Source organism: Pseudomonas migulae (assembly GCF_024169315.1).
Taxonomy (GTDB): Bacteria; Pseudomonadota; Gammaproteobacteria; order Pseudomonadales; family Pseudomonadaceae; genus Aquipseudomonas; species Aquipseudomonas migulae_B.
The window spans coordinates 903,326-917,517 of record NZ_JALJWR010000001.1; the positions used below are offsets into that span (position 1 = coordinate 903,326).

Sequence of the window (14,192 nt, forward strand, 5' to 3'; positions counted from 1 at the left end):
ATGAGTCAATGACCGACAGCCCTCTCTCACAAGCCGACTATGACGCCATCACCGATGCCGCTGCGCATTGGTGCATGCGTCTGCACGCCACCGATTGCACCGCGCAAGAGCGGCAAGCCTTCGAGCAGTGGCGCGACGCTCATCCGTTGCATGCGTTCGAGTACGAGGCGATGCTGGAGATCTGGGAAGTCGCGGAAGATTTGCCGCGCCTTGAGACCGTCGTACCCATCACCCGCGCCAAGCCTGCAACGCCTTGGCGCACTTTCGGCATTGCCGCTGCGGTTTGCGCCCTGGCGTTGCCACTGGCGGCGTACAGTGGCTGGAACCTGGGGCTGCTGCCCAATTCGTACCAGCATTTCGAAGCCGGCAATGCGGTCCGTCAGATCACCCTGAGCGATGGCAGTCAGGTCGAGTTGAACCTGGGCACCGAACTGACCTTCAGCAATTACAAGGATCAGCGCCGGGTGTCGCTGGATAAGGGCGAAGCGTTTTTCAGCGTCAGCCACGACAGCACTCACCCGTTTATCGTCAAGGCAGCGGACGGCAGGATTCGGGTCACCGGGACCAAGTTCAACGTCTGGATGTATGAGGATCAGGTGCGCGTGAACCTGATTGAAGGCTCGGTGCTGGTCAGCAGCAACGATGACTTGCCGGGCGATGGTTTGCGTCTGGAGCCATCCATGCAGGCGCGTTACAAACACGGCGACTTCACGCCGCAAATCAGCCAGACCTACGCCAATGACACATCGCTGGCCTGGCGCCACGGCAAACTGGTGCTCGATGACCTGGCGTTGTCCGAAGCCCTGCCCTTGATCAATCGCTATCTGGAAAACCCGGTGATGGTGGCTGACAACAGCACCGGCGCAATTCGTCTCGGCGGCATCTACAACATCAAGGAACTCCACAACCTGGTGGCGACGCTGCCCAGGGTGTTGCCGGTCTACCTGACCCGCAACAAGGACGGCAATCCGGTCCTCAACTCCATTCCGCAACAAACCCCGAAAAGCTGAAAGGCCGCCACCCTTGCGGGGTGCGGCCTTTCTTCATCGCTCAAGCACCGTTTTACTGTTTGGCCACCTTCCCGGCTTTTTCATCCTGTTCACGGATCGTCTGCGCCTGATACTGCGGGTCCGACGTGATCTGCTGTTCGGTGAACGGCAACACACTCAACTGTTTCTTCGAGAAGGCCAGGGTCTGGTCATTGGCATGTTTCGACGCTGGGTCGCTGGACAGCGAAAACGCCAACAGCCCTTTGGCCTGCGGTCCCTTGTCGTCGAAGGTCACCACCTGCAAATAGCTGGTGCCGCTGACCACTTCGCGCTTGCCATCGGTTCTCGGCACACTCTGGATGGCGTTGTAGACGCCCAGCGTGCCAGGGCCGCCGTGTATCGGCGTTTGCTGGCCGCCACTGCTCACCACCTGGATATCACCCCAACGGCTGTCGGTCTTGAGTCCCGATTTGCTGACCTGTTCCACCGACGCCAGCATCGCTTCGCGCAGAGCCTTCGCAACCTCAGGGCGATCAACCGCCAGGCCACGCGGCGTGTATTGCGGATCCTTCGGATCGAACGCGACGCGCCAGGCATCAGGCGTTTCCTGCAGTGATTCCATGACGTTCTGGAAATGGACGAACCCAAGTCCGCTGTCCAGATTCGCACTGCGATCCCAGGCCTTCAGGCTGGCACACAGCGGTGTGAGCGTCGGCGCGTCGGCGCCCAGGTCCTGTGCGCAGAATTGCAGCAGGTCCGGCATGACTTGCCCCGCCTGATACACCTGATCGTCCATCACCATCCGCTGCAAATCCGCCGCCCCGATCGGGCCGGCCTTGCCCAGCGTGCCGAGGCGATCCAGGGCAAAGCGCGAACGCAGCCCCAACGGCTGACCGTCCTGGCTGATCAGTGGCGAAAAACCGGTCAGTGGCTGCGCCGGGTTGGCCATCCACGCCGAATCGTTGGAGTGCTGCACGAAGTCCTTGCGCAACAGTTGCGGCAACTTGTCCGACGCATAGATGCCTTTTTGCGCCGCCATCGGGTCGATGTCCCAAGCACAGGCGCTGTTGGAACCGTCGAGCACGATCAGCTCCAGTCCGGCTCGCGGATCACTGCACCTGGCCAGTTTGTCGGCATTGACGTTGGGCACCACCGACAGGTTCATGTACAGCGTCTGGCCCTGATCGTCCGCTGCCAGGGTGTTGACCCACGGGATGCCCTGGATCTTGTGGACCGACGCCTGCAATTCCTTGAGGCTCGCCGCGCGGTTCATCGCGTACCACTGCTGCAGCACCCGGTCGTTATCGAGGTTGGCGTCGCGCAGGCTGAAGGCGAACTGGTTATCCCAATCCAGTTTTCCAGGCCATTGCACAATCGGGCCGAACTGCGAACTGTAGACCACATGCGAAACCGCCCGGGTCTGACCGTCGGGCTGTTTCACGTTCACGGTGACGGTCTGCTGCTTCATCGGCAACGACTTGCCGTCGAGCAGGTAGCGGGTCGGATCCTGCGGATCGAGTTGCAGGCGATACAGGGTGAAATGCTTGGACGAATCGACGGTGTGGGTCCAGGCCAGGTGTTGGTTGAAGCCAATGTTGATCATCGGCAGGCCAGGCAACGCGGCGCCCATCACGTCCAGTTTGCCCGGGATGGTCAGGTGCATCTGATAAAAGCGCATCCCGCCGACCCACGGGAAATGCGGATTGGCCAGCAACATGCCGCGGCCATTGAACGAGCGCTCGCTGCCCACCGCGACGGCGTTGCTGCCGCGATCGAGGGCGAAGCGCTGCCGGCGCACATCGGCGACCTCGAACGACGCGGACGCGTTCGCGTTTCGAGCGACGGTGTTGGGAGGCGTGGCGCCGGCCAGCGCTTCGGCAAACTGCCCGACGCCCCCTTCGACCAGCAGGCGCCGGGTCAGCTTGACCAGGTCCAGTGCGGTAATGTCCCGCACCCACTCGCCCTGGCATTGCTGCGGCAAACCTTGCGCGCGACGTTCCGCCAGCGAGCGGTTGTAGCCCGCCACATACCCTTCCATGAGGTCGCGGACTTCCGGCGTTTGCGCCTGCCAGAACGCGGAGACGGCCTGCGGTGTATTCAGCCAGTTGAAAAAGACGTCGCTGACCTGGTTTTCGCGCTCTTCGACCGTGAACTGCTCCGGGCCGAAATACCGTGAGCGTTCGCCGTTCACCGTGGTGATCTCATTGGCCAGCAGGCACAGATTGTCCTGAGCGTAGGCGTAGCCGATGCCATAACCGAGACCACGCTCGTTTTCAGCGCGAATGTGCGGCACGCCGAAGCTGGTCCGGCGGATATCGGCCGTCGCCTGGTCCGGCTGGCTGCGCGCGGTTGCCGCAAGACTCAAGCCCACCAATACACCGGCAAGGCTCAATCGGGTTAATTGCCTGGTAATAATCACGCTCGCTCCTGATCGAATAAACACGCAAATCGCCCTTTGTAGGAGCGTGCGGCGGCGATCCGACTTGCCCGCGAAGACGGAGTACCGGCCAACATAAGTGCTGACAGACACACCGTCTTCGCGGGCAAGTCGGATCGCCGCCCGCACGCTCCTACAAGGGAACGAAATTCGGGAGAAAAATTTAGAGCGTTGGACAGCGGATTTGCTGAGGGTTTACACGGTTCTAACGCGATGGCGACAAAATTTCTACATCTGAGCCTTCATGATTTGAGTAGCTCGTACGTCTTATTGAGTAAGAGCACCCAACACATTTTCCGGTTCAGGCTCTGAAAAGGAGTTTTTGCATGTACAACTCGCAACTGCCAACGGACGGTAGCACTGCACCAATGGGCACTTCCATGGGCTCGGGCCTGTTCAACCCGCGTCCCGAACGCCAAGGCAACGAACGGATCCGGGCACTGCTCAAGAGCTTTGGCCTGCGGACCAGCCTGATCCGCCTGAAAGTCATCGACGCCTTGCTGACCGCCGCTGACAGCGACCGCAGTCTTGGGGTGCGCGGTCTGCACAGCCACCTGCTGGACCTGGGTATCCCCCTGTCATTTCTCAGTGTGCGCGAAGTGTTGAAGCGCTTGTGCAGCGAAGGCGTGATTACGCTGAACGCGGACAAGAGCTACAGCCTGCATCCGCAGGCTGCCGCCGTTCTGCACGGCGAGTAATCGTCTCGGCTGGCGTCGTTCAGGGTTTGACCTTGCGGCGCATCACGCCATTGATCACCACCACGATCACCGCCACGCCAATGGCGATGTACTGAAACAGCTTCTCGCTGATGACCCCGGCATTCTGCAAATACGAAAGGCCAAACATGATCCCCAGCACCACCAGGGAGATCAGAATCGAGTATTTCAAACGTTGCGACTGGGTCATTGCCCTTTTCCTTAAACAAAAAGCTTGAGCGTAAGCCTGAGCGTGCACCTGGAAAATGTATCCGGTTTGTATCCGGATGCATGCCAAACCCCTACCGTTTTTCGGGGATGCGGCGCTGCAAACGGGGTCTCATGTTACAGCCGATGAAGCCTTTTGGCTTCATAGCGGCGATAACCATGAGGATTTTGAAATGTTCCGTCGAATCACACTGCTGATTCCCCTGCTTGCCCTGCTTTCCCTGAGCGGCTGCATTATTTTCCCCCACGGCGGTTGGCACGGCGGCCACCATTATGACGGCCGTAGCGGGCCCGGTTATTACCAGCATCGCTAGCGCTTTTCAGCGCGCAACCGGATCCCGGTAGAAGTTGTTTCCCGGCTGCGCGCAAAGCTCGATCATCCAGTCAACGAACACACGCACCCGCCGCGATAACTGACGGTGAGGAGGATAAAGCGCCGTCAACGGCATCCCCGGTGGCGGCACCTCCCTCAGCACCTCGATCAAACCACCCTCCTTGATACGCCGGGCCACGTGATAGTACGGCGCCTGCACCAACCCATACCCGGCCTCGCACGCCGCCAGATAGCCATCGGCACTGTTGACCGAGACATGCCTGGGCAGATTGACCGGTTGCAGCTGGCCATCGACGACAAATTCCAGCCCATAGCGTTTGCCGTTGCTGGCGACGTACTCGACCATGTGATGCCCCGCCAGATCGGCCAGACCGTGTGGCGCGCCATGACGCTGCAAGTAGTCGGGGCTGGCGCAGGTGACCTGATCAAGCATGACCAGCGGCCGCGCCACCAGTGAATCATCGAGAGACGCACCACCGCGCAACACGCAATCGACACCTTCGCGAATCAGGTCGACAGGCCGGTCATTCAAACCGATTTCCAGTTCGATCAAGGGATAGCGCGCGGTGAATTGCGGCAATGCCGGGATCACCACCAATCGCCCGATGCCACCGGGCATGTCCACGCGCAACAGACCTTTGGGGTTGTGTCGCGCGGCGGAGAACACCGCTTCGGTTTCCTCCAGGTCCGCCAGCAACCGCACGCAACGAGGGTAATAGGCGGCGCCGTCGAGGGTCAGGCTGATCTGTCGCGTGGTGCGCTGCAGCAGTTGCACCCCCAGATGGCTTTCCAGCTGCTTGATCAGAATGGTCACCGAGGCACGGGGAATTTGCAGGCTGTCTGCCGCTTTGGCAAAGCCGCCCAGTTCAACGATTCGGGTGAACACGCGCATGGCGTTGAAACGGTCCATGGTTTTTTGCACCGGTCGATTATTTAGAAATCATGAATAGTGATAGCAGTTTTAGCCGGTTTATCTCATTTCTGTCGAGACCGACAATGGGCTTCACATTCAAAGGGAGCTGATTTCATGCAAACACGTCAACTGGGCAAGAACGGTCCACAGGTCAGTGCAATCGGTCTGGGCTGCATGGGCATGACCGATTTCTACACGACGGGCGTCGACACCCGCGAAGCCACGGCCACCCTGCACCGGGCGCTGGAACTGGGCATCAATCTGCTCGACACCGCCGACATGTACGGCCCGCATACCAATGAAGAGCTGATCGGCAAAGCCATCGTCGGCAAGCGCGATCAGGTGTTTCTGGCCAGCAAGTTCGGCATCGTGCGCGACCCGGCGAATCCGACCGCACGCGGGGTCAACGGCCGTCCGGACTACATTCGCGACTCAATCGAGGGCACCCTCAAGCGCCTCGGTGTCGAGACCCTGGACTTGTATTACCAGCACCGTATCGACCCGCAAGTGGCCATCGAGGAAACCATCGGCGCCATGGCCGAACTGGTAAAGGCCGGCAAGGTGCGTTACCTGGGATTGAGCGAGGCCTCGGCGGCGACACTGGAACGGGCGCACAAGGTCCATCCAATCAGCGCGCTGCAAAGCGAGTACTCGTTGTGGAGCCGTGACCAGGAAGAAAACGGCTGTCTGGCCACGTGTCAGCGGCTGGGCATTGCCTTTGTCCCGTACAGCCCGTTGGGCCGCGGTTTTCTGACTGGCGCACTGAAAAGCGCGGATGATTTCGCGGCCGACGACTACCGTCGTTTCAGCCCACGATTCCAGGGCGACAATTTCGCGAAAAATCTATTGCTGGTGCAGCAGGTTCAGGACCTGGCGGCTGAAAAAGGCGTGACGGCGGGTCAACTCGCATTGGCGTGGGTGCTGGCTCAGGGGGATTACCTGATCCCGATCCCCGGGACCAAACAGCGTAAGTACCTGGAAGAGAACGTGGCGGCGCTGGAGGTACAACTCAGTCGCGAAGAGTTGCACGCGCTGGAAGCCATCTTCCCGGCGGATGCCACCGCCGGTTTGCGTTACCCGGAAGAAGTCATGAAGTTGCTGGATCGTTGATCTGCGCCTGGCCCGTTCGATTGCCTGAACGGGCCAGCGACCTCCACCGCCCGTCACCTCGCCCCCATCTTGCACGATCGTACCTAAAGCTCGACATAGGCAGGCCGATAGCCCTTTGAAGCGCCGAAACTTCCCAATAAGAACGCTGCTAAAAAGGACCGGCTCCATGCCCGCATTCCGCACCATTCAGGCTCGCTACACACTGTTTCTGGTCCTGTTCATTCTGCTGCTGTCGATTCTCACCGTGGTTGGCATCAGCCAATTGGTCGCGCCGAAACTGCGCCACACCGAAGAACAAGTGGCGCTCAATCGCATCGCTGAAGTCGCCGAGCAAATCCAGGGCGAACTGAACAAGGTTCAGGCACAACAGCGCAGCATCACCCAGACCATTCCACTGCTCGACAGCGCCGCCATCGACACCGTTCTACCGGGTCTGGTCGATCAGTACGGGGAGCTGAAAGTCTTCGGCGGCGGCATCTGGCCCCTGCCCGGCCAGCGTGAAGCCGGGCGCAACAAATTCAGCACCTTCTGGCACCGCGACGCCTCGGGCAAACTGGCGGTCAACACCTTTTGGAACAGCGACGCCGCGCCCAACTATTACGACCAGACCTGGTACAAGGGCGGCATGCAAACCCCGCGCGGACAATGCGCCTGGGCGGCGGCCTACAAAGATGACGCCAGCGCCGAGCCGCGCACCAACTGCGCCATGGCCATCCAGAAAAACGGCGCGGCGTACGGCGTGTCGACCATCGACGTGACCCTGGGCTTCTTCAATGACCTGGTGGCGCGCAAGGAAAAAGACCTCGGCGCCGAAATGCTGATCGTCGAGGCCGACGGCAAGATCATCAGCAACAGCTCGCGCATCAGTGGGCCGATCGTGTTGAAGAACATCAGTGAACTGGCCGGCAACTCGCCGTTCGCCGGTCAAGTGAAGGCGGGCCTGCAAAACCGTGATCGGTCGCAGCGCGTCGAATTCGACAACAACGGCGAAGCCAGCACCTTTTTCATGCGCCCAATCGAAGGCACGCCCTGGTTCCTGGCCACCGCACTGCCGACCAAGCTGATCACCGCCCAGCGCGACGACGTACTCAGCACACTGAGCCTGCTGCAGATCCCGATGGTGATCCTGCTGGTGTTGCTGCAAATCTACGCGATCCGCCAGTTGATCCAGCGCATGAAAGCGCTGAAGGCCAATATCGACGCGCTGTCGGCCGGTGACGCCGACCTGACCAAACGCATCACCATCCGCGCCGAAGACGAACTGGGCGCCATCGGCCACTCGGTCAACGCCTTCATCGCGTACCTGCAAAACATGATCGGCGAAGTCACCCAGGCCACCGGCGCCATGGCGTCCAGCCTCGATAACCTGCAACGCACCTCCGCGCACACCAGCCAGATTCTGGTGCGTCACGCTTCGGAAACCGACCAGACCGTCACCGCCATCACCGAAATGAGTTCGACCGCCGAAAGCGTTGCGCAGAATGCGGCTGAAACCGCGGCGTTCACCCAGCGCGCCAACGAAAACGCCGACCGTTCGCGGGTGGTCGTCGGCGAAGCCTCCAGCAGTGTGATCGCGCTGATCGACGAAGTGGCCAGCGCCACTCACAAAGTCGAAAGCATGCAACAGGACGCCCAACGCATCACCGAGATTCTCGGGGTGATCGGCGCCATCGCCGGGCAAACCAACCTGCTGGCGCTCAACGCAGCGATTGAAGCGGCCCGCGCCGGTGAGCAGGGACGCGGTTTTGCGGTGGTGGCCGATGAAGTCCGCGCCCTCGCCGCCCGCACCCAGGCCAGCACCTCGGAAATCAACGAGATGCTCACACGCCTGACCCAAGGCGTGAGTTCTTCGGTCAGTGCCATGGAAAATACCCAGGCCAGTTGCCAATCGGCGGCCGATGCGACGGCACGGGTCAACACCGGCCTGGATGAAATGGCCGGTTCCGTCAGCCACATCAACAGCCTCAGCACCCAGATCGCCACCGCCGCCGAGCAGCAAAGCGCAGTGACCGAAGAGATCAACCGCAGCATGGTGCAAATCCGCCACATGGTGGATGAATTGGTGAAAAGCGGTCAGGCCAGTGAGCTGAATACCCGGCAGTTGCTGGAGGCCAATTCACGCGTCAGTGCGATCATGGGCCGGTTCAAAGTCCGCTGATCTCGCTGCCAATGCAGAACCCTGTGGGAGCGGGCTTGCCCGCGATGACGGTTTAACAGTCGATATCATTGTTGGCTTTGCTGACCTCATCGCGGGCAAGCCCGCTCCCACAGGTTCTGTGCTTACTTCAGCATTACTTCGAAACAATCTCTTGCCTCGCTGATGGCTAAAGCAGTCAAAATGGCTCTTTTTTTGACGCCATCCGAGTCGAGATATTCTCCATGCGAACCCACCTGCGTCTGGTCGCCTTGAGCGCCCTGTTCATTTCTTCCCTGGCCCAGGCCGCCGACCTGATCCCGATCGAAGTCCACCGCGACGCCAACTGTGGCTGCTGCAAAAAATGGATCAGCCACCTGGAGGCCAACGGCTTCAAGGTCGAAGACCACGTCGAAGCCAACATGAGCGAATTCAAGCAGCAGCACGGCGTACCACCGCGCCTGGCGTCCTGCCACACCGGCTTGATCAACGGCAAATTCGTCGAAGGCCATGTCCCGGCCGATCAGGTGCTGGCCCTGAGCAAGCGCAATGACCTGTTGGGTGTGGCGGCCCCCGGCATGCCGATGGGTTCGCCGGGCATGGAAATGGACGGCATGAGCGATGGCTATCAAGTGATCGGCCTGAAAAAGGACGGCACTGATGTGGTGGTGGCGGACTACGCTGCCCATTGATGTTCGGTGCGTACATCGGGCTGTTCTTCGCCGCGTTCGGTGCGGCGACCCTGTTGCCGTTGCAGTCCGAAGCCGTGTTGGTGGGGCTGCTGCTCAGCGAGCAGTATTGGCTGTGGTCGCTGCTCGCGGTCGCGACCCTGGGCAATGTCCTCGGTTCGCTGCTGAACTGGTGGCTGGGGCGCGGAATCGAGCGTTTCCGTGATCGACGCTGGTTTCCGGTCAGCCCGCAGCATCTGGAAAAGGCCCGGGTTCATTATCAGCGCTACGGCCATTGGTCACTGCTGCTGAGCTGGGTGCCCGTCATCGGCGATCCGCTGACCCTGGTGGCCGGCGTCATGCGCGAACCGCTGGGCCGCTTCCTGTTGATCGTGACGCTGGCCAAAGGCGCGCGTTATGGCGCACTGACCCTGGCCACAATGGGCTGGATGAGTTGAACGATCAGTCGCCGCGATTGCCTGTGCTTAATGTCACCCTAATCATGCCGATCCAGCATCGGCCGATTTCCTGTGGAGTTTACCCATGTCCCTCGCCCTCTCCCGTTGGCTGCCCAGCCTGCTGCTGACCGCCGCTCTGCCCGTCGTCGCGGCCGAAGGCCCGGAATACGGAGCGGGGCTGCAAGGCTTCGAATATCCCTACACGGTCAAGCATTTCGCCTTTCAGTCCCAGGGCAAATCCCTGCAAATGGGCTACATGGACGTCGCCGCCCATGGCAAGGCCAACGGGCGCAGCATCGTGCTCATGCACGGCAAGAATTTCTGCGGAGCCACCTGGGAGACGTCGATCAAGGCCTTGAGCGACGCCGGTTACCGCGTCATTGCCCCGGACCAGATCGGCTTCTGTACCTCCAGCAAACCGGACAACTACCAGTACAGCTTCCAGCAGTTGGCAACCAACACCCAGCAACTGCTCAAAGCCCTCGGCATCCAGAAAGCGACCCTGCTCGGGCATTCCACTGGCGGCATGCTCGCTACCCGCTATGCGTTGCAGTACCCCGATCAGGTTGAACAACTGGCCATGGTCAACCCCATCGGCCTGGAAGACTGGAAAGCCCTCGGCGTGCCGTATCGCACGGTTGATCAATGGTACGAGCGCGAGCTGAAAGTGACGGCGCAGGGCATGCACGACTATCAACGCAGCACCTACTATGACGGTCGCTGGAAACCCGAGTTCGACCGCTGGGTGGACATGTACGCAGGTCTGGCCAAAGGCCCGGGCAAGACTCAGGTGGCGTGGAACTCGGCGCTGATTTACGACATGATCTTCACCCAACCGGTGTACTACGAATTCAAAGACCTGAAGATGCCGACGCTGCTGCTGATCGGCACCGCCGATACCACGGCGATCAACAAGGACATCGCTTCACCCGAGGTCAAGGCGAAAATCGGGCACTACGACGTGCTCGGCAAACAAGTGGCAAAGCTGATTCCCCGGTCGACACTGGTCGAATTCCCCGGCATGGGCCACGCGCCGCAGATGGAAGAGCCGGAAAAATTCCACCAGGCCCTGCTCGCCTGGCTGAACAAAACCAACCCCGTTCGTTGATGAGGTAAGGCTGATGGCTGTGCAGATTGCGGTGATCGATGACTGGCAGGATGTGGCGCGCAGTGTCGTGGACTGGTCGGCGCTGGACGCCATCGGCCAGGTTGATTTCATCCATGATTACCCGGCCGACAACGAAACGCTGGCAGCGCGCCTTGCTGAGTTTGAAGTGATCTGCGTGATGCGCGAGCGCACCCGGTTCGATGAAGATCTGTTGCGGCGGCTGCCGAAGCTCAAACTGCTGGTCACCGGCGGCATGCGCAACGCTGCGCTCGACCTCAAAGCCGCTGCCGCCCTCGGCATTCAGGTCAGCGGCACGGACAGCTACAAACACGCCGCGCCGGAACTGACCTGGTCGCTGATCATGGCCGCGACCCGCAACCTTGTCGTGGAAGCCAATGCCCTGCGCGCCGGAAAATGGCAACAAGGCCTGGGTGGCGACCTGCACGGCAAGACCCTGGCGATTCTCGGCCTGGGCAGCATCGGCCAGCGGGTCGCGCAGTTCGGTCAGGTGTTTGGCATGCGGGTGATCGCCTGGAGCGAGAACCTGACCGCCGAACGCGCCGCCGAAGTGGGCGTGACCTATGTGAGCAAACAGGAGCTGTTCGAACAGGCCGACGTGCTGTCCGTGCATCTTGTCCTCAGCGAGCGCAGCCGCGGGTTGGTCGACGCGCAGGCGCTGGACTGGATGAAACCCACAGCCCTGCTGGTCAACACCGCACGCGGGCCGATTGTCGATGAAGCGGCGTTGATCAAGGCATTGCAGAAACAGCGCCTGGCCGGGGCAGCGCTGGATGTGTTCGAACAGGAACCCTTGCCGGCTCATCACCCGTTCAGGACGCTGGAAAATGTGCTGGCGACGCCGCATGTCGGGTACGTCAGCCAGCAGAATTACCATCAGTTCTTTTCGCAGATGATCGAGGATATTCAGGCCTGGTCTGCTGGAACGCCGATTCGGGCGCTTGGCTGATACCCTACCCTGTGGGAGCGGGCTTGCTCGCGAAAGCGGTGGATCAGCCAACATCATGGTTGAATGACACACCGCTTTCGCGAGCAAGCCCGCTCCCACAGGGTTCTCCATCGATCTAACTGACTTTCACCGCCACAAACGCCGCCGTCACATACGGCACCGTCACCACATCCCTGCCCCGCAGTTCAGGCTCGCCATCAATCAACGCCCGCATCTGCTCATCCACCTTCGCCCGCTCCGCCGCCGGCAATGCCGAGACGAAACTGGTGGAGCGCACGCGGTTGAAAATCACATCTTCCGGCGAGCCCGTATGCCCATGGCTGAACTGCTGCTCTTGCAGCGGTCCGAACGCAGCATGCGGAAATGCCCGACGCCAGGCTCCGGTGTAGAAACGCGGGGTATCGCCCTCCAGCGCATTGACGATCGCATCCAGTCCGGGCACCCAGCTCACGCGCGTGTCGCGCAGGTTCCACACCAGCCCCAGCTTGCCGCCAGGCTTGAGCACCCGGGCAATTTCAGTCAGGGCTTCGCCGCTGGCAAACCAGTGAAAGGCCTGGGCGCAGATCACCACATCCACCGAGGCGTCCGGCAGTGGCAGCTCCGTCGCCGTGCCGCTGACCGCCAATACCTCAGGCCAGGCTTCAGATAGTTTTTCGAGCATCTGCGGCACCGGTTCCACGGCAATCACCTGTGCTCCGGTCGCCACCAGCCGAGCGGTGAACTTGCCGGTCCCGGCGCCCAGATCGACCACGGACTTATCCGCATTCAAACCCAGCGTGCCTGTCAGCCAGTCGGCCACTTGTGGCGGGTAATCCGGACGACCGCGAACGTAGGTGTCGGCAGCGGTCTTGTAGCCGGCGGCGGCTGAATGATGAACCTGTTTCATGACAAAGCTCCAGAAGGACTTCGAACGCTGTCGAGCATAGCGCCCCGATTTGCGCTTTCCTTGAAAAGACCGCCAGAAAGAAATGAATAATTGTTCACCCTGCGGTGTTCACCTGCCATCGCCCATGAGGATTGCCCTTGAACAACCTGAACCCGGATTCGCCGATACGTTACGACCGCCTGACCATGACGCTGCACTGGCTGACCGCCGTGCTGGTGATCGGCCTGTTCGCCAGCGCCCAGGTGTGGGAGCAACTGGCCAAGGGCACGCCACTGCGCAAGGAGTTGCAGGCGTTGCACATTTCCTGCGGCATCCTGCTCGCGGTGATCGTCATCACCCGACTGCTCTGGCGCTTGTCCCGGGGCCGTCGCTTGCCGCCCGCCAATCGGGGTGTCATGAATATTCTGGCAAAGACCGCGCACTTGGCGCTCTACGCGTTGTTGCTGAGTCAGATCGTGCTGGGCTTCCTGTTTCGCTGGGCCCAGGCAGAACCGTTCAACTTTTTTGGCCTGTTCGATGTCCCAACCTTGATCAGCTTCGATAAAAGCATGAAATCGGTGTTCGGCGGCCTGCACGAACAGGTGGCGTGGGTCATCGTGATTCTGGCCGGGCTGCATGCGCTGATGGCGCTGGTTCACCATTACGGCTTGCGTGATAACACCCTGCGCCGCATGTTGCCGGGGCGTGGTTTGAACTGAACAGAATGATCCTATGGAGCTTCGCCATGAATAGCCGTCTTGCTGTTTTTACCGCCCCGCTGCTGCTCGCCGTTGCATTGTCCAGCTCCCTGGCATTGGCCAACGGCGATGACGAAGAACCGGCCAAACCCAACTGCCCAAAAGGCCAGGTCTGGGACAGCAAATCGCAAAAATGCGTGATGCAGACCAGCAGTCTCGTGCCGGACGCCGATCGCACCGACTACGCCTACCGCCTGGCCAAGGACGGCCGTTATGAAGAAGCCCTGGCCTTGCTCGACACGCTGAAAAACCCGAACACTGCCAAGGCGCTCAACTATCGAGGCTACGCCACGCGTAAACTGGGACGAACCGACGAGGGCATCGGTTATTACCTGAAATCGGTTGAACTCGATCCGCAGTACGCGCAAGTCCGCGAGTACCTCGGCGAGGCTTATGTGATCAAGGGCCGACTGGACCTCGCGCAAGAGCAGTTGCAGCAGATCAAATCGATCTGCGGCAGCACCTGCGAGGAATACCAGGACCTGGCCGAAGCCATCCACGGCTCATCGAAAACCTGACAGGACGGAG

Annotated in this window: 15 protein-coding genes; 11 read left to right on the top strand and 4 right to left on the bottom strand. The window is 60.7% G+C overall.

Translation table 11 applies throughout. The features are described 5' to 3' along the window. Nucleotides 1-8: 8 nt before the first annotated feature. The gene (locus J2Y86_RS04040; protein ID WP_253428335.1) at nucleotides 9-1,010 is read left to right on the top strand and encodes a FecR family protein; all 1,002 of its coding nucleotides are present in this window, start codon (nucleotides 9-11) and stop codon (nucleotides 1,008-1,010) included. Between the two features lie 52 nt (nucleotides 1,011-1,062). Here the strand turns inward: J2Y86_RS04040 and pvdQ are convergent, their stop codons facing one another. Continuing rightward, nucleotides 1,063-3,408, bottom strand: coding sequence for a bifunctional acylase PvdQ (gene pvdQ / locus J2Y86_RS04045; RefSeq protein ID WP_253428338.1), 2,346 nt, complete (start codon nucleotides 3,406-3,408; stop codon nucleotides 1,063-1,065). Between the two features lie 344 nt (nucleotides 3,409-3,752). Between pvdQ and J2Y86_RS04050 the strand changes: the two genes are divergently transcribed. Beyond that, the gene (locus J2Y86_RS04050; protein WP_253428340.1) at nucleotides 3,753-4,124 is read left to right on the top strand and encodes a fe2+ zn2+ uptake regulation protein; all 372 of its coding nucleotides are present in this window, start codon (nucleotides 3,753-3,755) and stop codon (nucleotides 4,122-4,124) included. A 19-nt stretch (nucleotides 4,125-4,143) separates the two neighbouring features. Here the strand turns inward: J2Y86_RS04050 and J2Y86_RS04055 are convergent, their stop codons facing one another. Then, on the bottom strand, nucleotides 4,144-4,332 hold the full coding sequence (locus J2Y86_RS04055) for a hypothetical protein (protein ID WP_008024801.1): 189 nt from the start codon (nucleotides 4,330-4,332) through the stop codon (nucleotides 4,144-4,146). A gap of 190 nt (nucleotides 4,333-4,522) precedes the next feature. Here J2Y86_RS04055 and J2Y86_RS04060 point away from each other — a divergent pair, with 190 nt between their 5' ends. Continuing rightward, nucleotides 4,523-4,663, top strand: a complete 141-nt coding sequence (locus J2Y86_RS04060) for a hypothetical protein (RefSeq protein WP_253428342.1) — start codon at nucleotides 4,523-4,525, stop codon at nucleotides 4,661-4,663. A gap of 6 nt (nucleotides 4,664-4,669) precedes the next feature. Here the strand turns inward: J2Y86_RS04060 and J2Y86_RS04065 are convergent, their stop codons facing one another. Further along, a complete protein-coding gene (locus tag J2Y86_RS04065) occupies nucleotides 4,670-5,593 on the bottom strand; it encodes a LysR family transcriptional regulator (protein ID WP_253428343.1) in 924 nt (307 codons plus the stop codon). Between the two features lie 117 nt (nucleotides 5,594-5,710). On the opposite strand from J2Y86_RS04065, the gene J2Y86_RS04070 reads away from it, so the two are divergent. The 6 genes from J2Y86_RS04070 (at nucleotide 5,711) to J2Y86_RS04095 (ending at nucleotide 12,041) form a co-directional block, all read left to right on the top strand. Next, entirely contained in the window at nucleotides 5,711-6,706 is a 996-nt protein-coding gene (locus J2Y86_RS04070; RefSeq protein WP_253428345.1) for an aldo/keto reductase, read from the top strand. A 166-nt stretch (nucleotides 6,707-6,872) separates the two neighbouring features. Then, nucleotides 6,873-8,864: a methyl-accepting chemotaxis protein gene (locus tag J2Y86_RS04075; RefSeq protein WP_253428347.1), complete on the top strand. Its 1,992-nt coding sequence runs from the start codon at nucleotides 6,873-6,875 to the stop codon at nucleotides 8,862-8,864. A gap of 221 nt (nucleotides 8,865-9,085) precedes the next feature. Continuing rightward, complete coding sequence (locus J2Y86_RS04080) at nucleotides 9,086-9,532, top strand: DUF411 domain-containing protein (protein WP_253428349.1); 447 nt, start codon at nucleotides 9,086-9,088, stop codon at nucleotides 9,530-9,532. Further along, complete coding sequence (locus J2Y86_RS04085) at nucleotides 9,532-9,966, top strand: YqaA family protein (protein WP_253428351.1); 435 nt, start codon at nucleotides 9,532-9,534, stop codon at nucleotides 9,964-9,966. The genes J2Y86_RS04080 and J2Y86_RS04085 overlap by 1 nt, the downstream gene beginning before the upstream one ends. Before the next feature lie 85 nt (nucleotides 9,967-10,051). Continuing rightward, nucleotides 10,052-11,074, top strand: a complete 1,023-nt coding sequence (locus J2Y86_RS04090; protein WP_253428353.1) for an alpha/beta fold hydrolase — start codon at nucleotides 10,052-10,054, stop codon at nucleotides 11,072-11,074. A 13-nt stretch (nucleotides 11,075-11,087) separates the two neighbouring features. Then, nucleotides 11,088-12,041, top strand: a complete 954-nt coding sequence (locus J2Y86_RS04095) for a D-2-hydroxyacid dehydrogenase family protein (RefSeq protein WP_253428355.1) — start codon at nucleotides 11,088-11,090, stop codon at nucleotides 12,039-12,041. Between the two features lie 115 nt (nucleotides 12,042-12,156). On the opposite strand, the gene J2Y86_RS04105 is transcribed toward J2Y86_RS04095, so the two are convergent. Beyond that, the gene (locus tag J2Y86_RS04105; RefSeq protein WP_253428358.1) at nucleotides 12,157-12,927 is read right to left on the bottom strand and encodes a class I SAM-dependent methyltransferase; all 771 of its coding nucleotides are present in this window, start codon (nucleotides 12,925-12,927) and stop codon (nucleotides 12,157-12,159) included. A gap of 137 nt (nucleotides 12,928-13,064) precedes the next feature. Here J2Y86_RS04105 and J2Y86_RS04110 point away from each other — a divergent pair, with 137 nt between their 5' ends. Then, a complete protein-coding gene (locus J2Y86_RS04110; protein ID WP_301308642.1) occupies nucleotides 13,065-13,625 on the top strand; it encodes a cytochrome b in 561 nt (186 codons plus the stop codon). A gap of 26 nt (nucleotides 13,626-13,651) precedes the next feature. Continuing rightward, a complete protein-coding gene (locus J2Y86_RS04115) occupies nucleotides 13,652-14,182 on the top strand; it encodes a tetratricopeptide repeat protein (protein ID WP_253428360.1) in 531 nt (176 codons plus the stop codon). Nucleotides 14,183-14,192: the final 10 nt, after the last annotated feature.

Bases quoted from the DNA above. Each gene is read 5' to 3' on its own strand.
- J2Y86_RS04095 (WP_253428355.1), top strand. From the start codon at position 11,088: ATGGCTGTGCAGATTGCGGTGATCGATGACTGGCAGGATGTGGCGCGC.
- J2Y86_RS04070 (WP_253428345.1), top strand. From the start codon at position 5,711: ATGCAAACACGTCAACTGGGCAAGAACGGTCCACAGGTCAGTGCAATC.
- J2Y86_RS04065 (WP_253428343.1), bottom strand. From the start codon at position 5,593: ATGGACCGTTTCAACGCCATGCGCGTGTTCACCCGAATCGTTGAACTG.
- J2Y86_RS04105 (WP_253428358.1), bottom strand. From the start codon at position 12,927: ATGAAACAGGTTCATCATTCAGCCGCCGCCGGCTACAAGACCGCTGCC.
- J2Y86_RS04075 (WP_253428347.1), top strand. From the start codon at position 6,873: ATGCCCGCATTCCGCACCATTCAGGCTCGCTACACACTGTTTCTGGTC.
- J2Y86_RS04090 (WP_253428353.1), top strand. From the start codon at position 10,052: ATGTCCCTCGCCCTCTCCCGTTGGCTGCCCAGCCTGCTGCTGACCGCC.
- J2Y86_RS04085 (WP_253428351.1), top strand. From the start codon at position 9,532: ATGTTCGGTGCGTACATCGGGCTGTTCTTCGCCGCGTTCGGTGCGGCG.
- J2Y86_RS04050 (WP_253428340.1), top strand. From the start codon at position 3,753: ATGTACAACTCGCAACTGCCAACGGACGGTAGCACTGCACCAATGGGC.
- J2Y86_RS04080 (WP_253428349.1), top strand. From the start codon at position 9,086: ATGCGAACCCACCTGCGTCTGGTCGCCTTGAGCGCCCTGTTCATTTCT.
- J2Y86_RS04040 (WP_253428335.1), top strand. From the start codon at position 9: ATGACCGACAGCCCTCTCTCACAAGCCGACTATGACGCCATCACCGAT.
- J2Y86_RS04115 (WP_253428360.1), top strand. From the start codon at position 13,652: ATGAATAGCCGTCTTGCTGTTTTTACCGCCCCGCTGCTGCTCGCCGTT.
- J2Y86_RS04060 (WP_253428342.1), top strand. From the start codon at position 4,523: ATGTTCCGTCGAATCACACTGCTGATTCCCCTGCTTGCCCTGCTTTCC.
- J2Y86_RS04055 (WP_008024801.1), bottom strand. From the start codon at position 4,332: ATGACCCAGTCGCAACGTTTGAAATACTCGATTCTGATCTCCCTGGTG.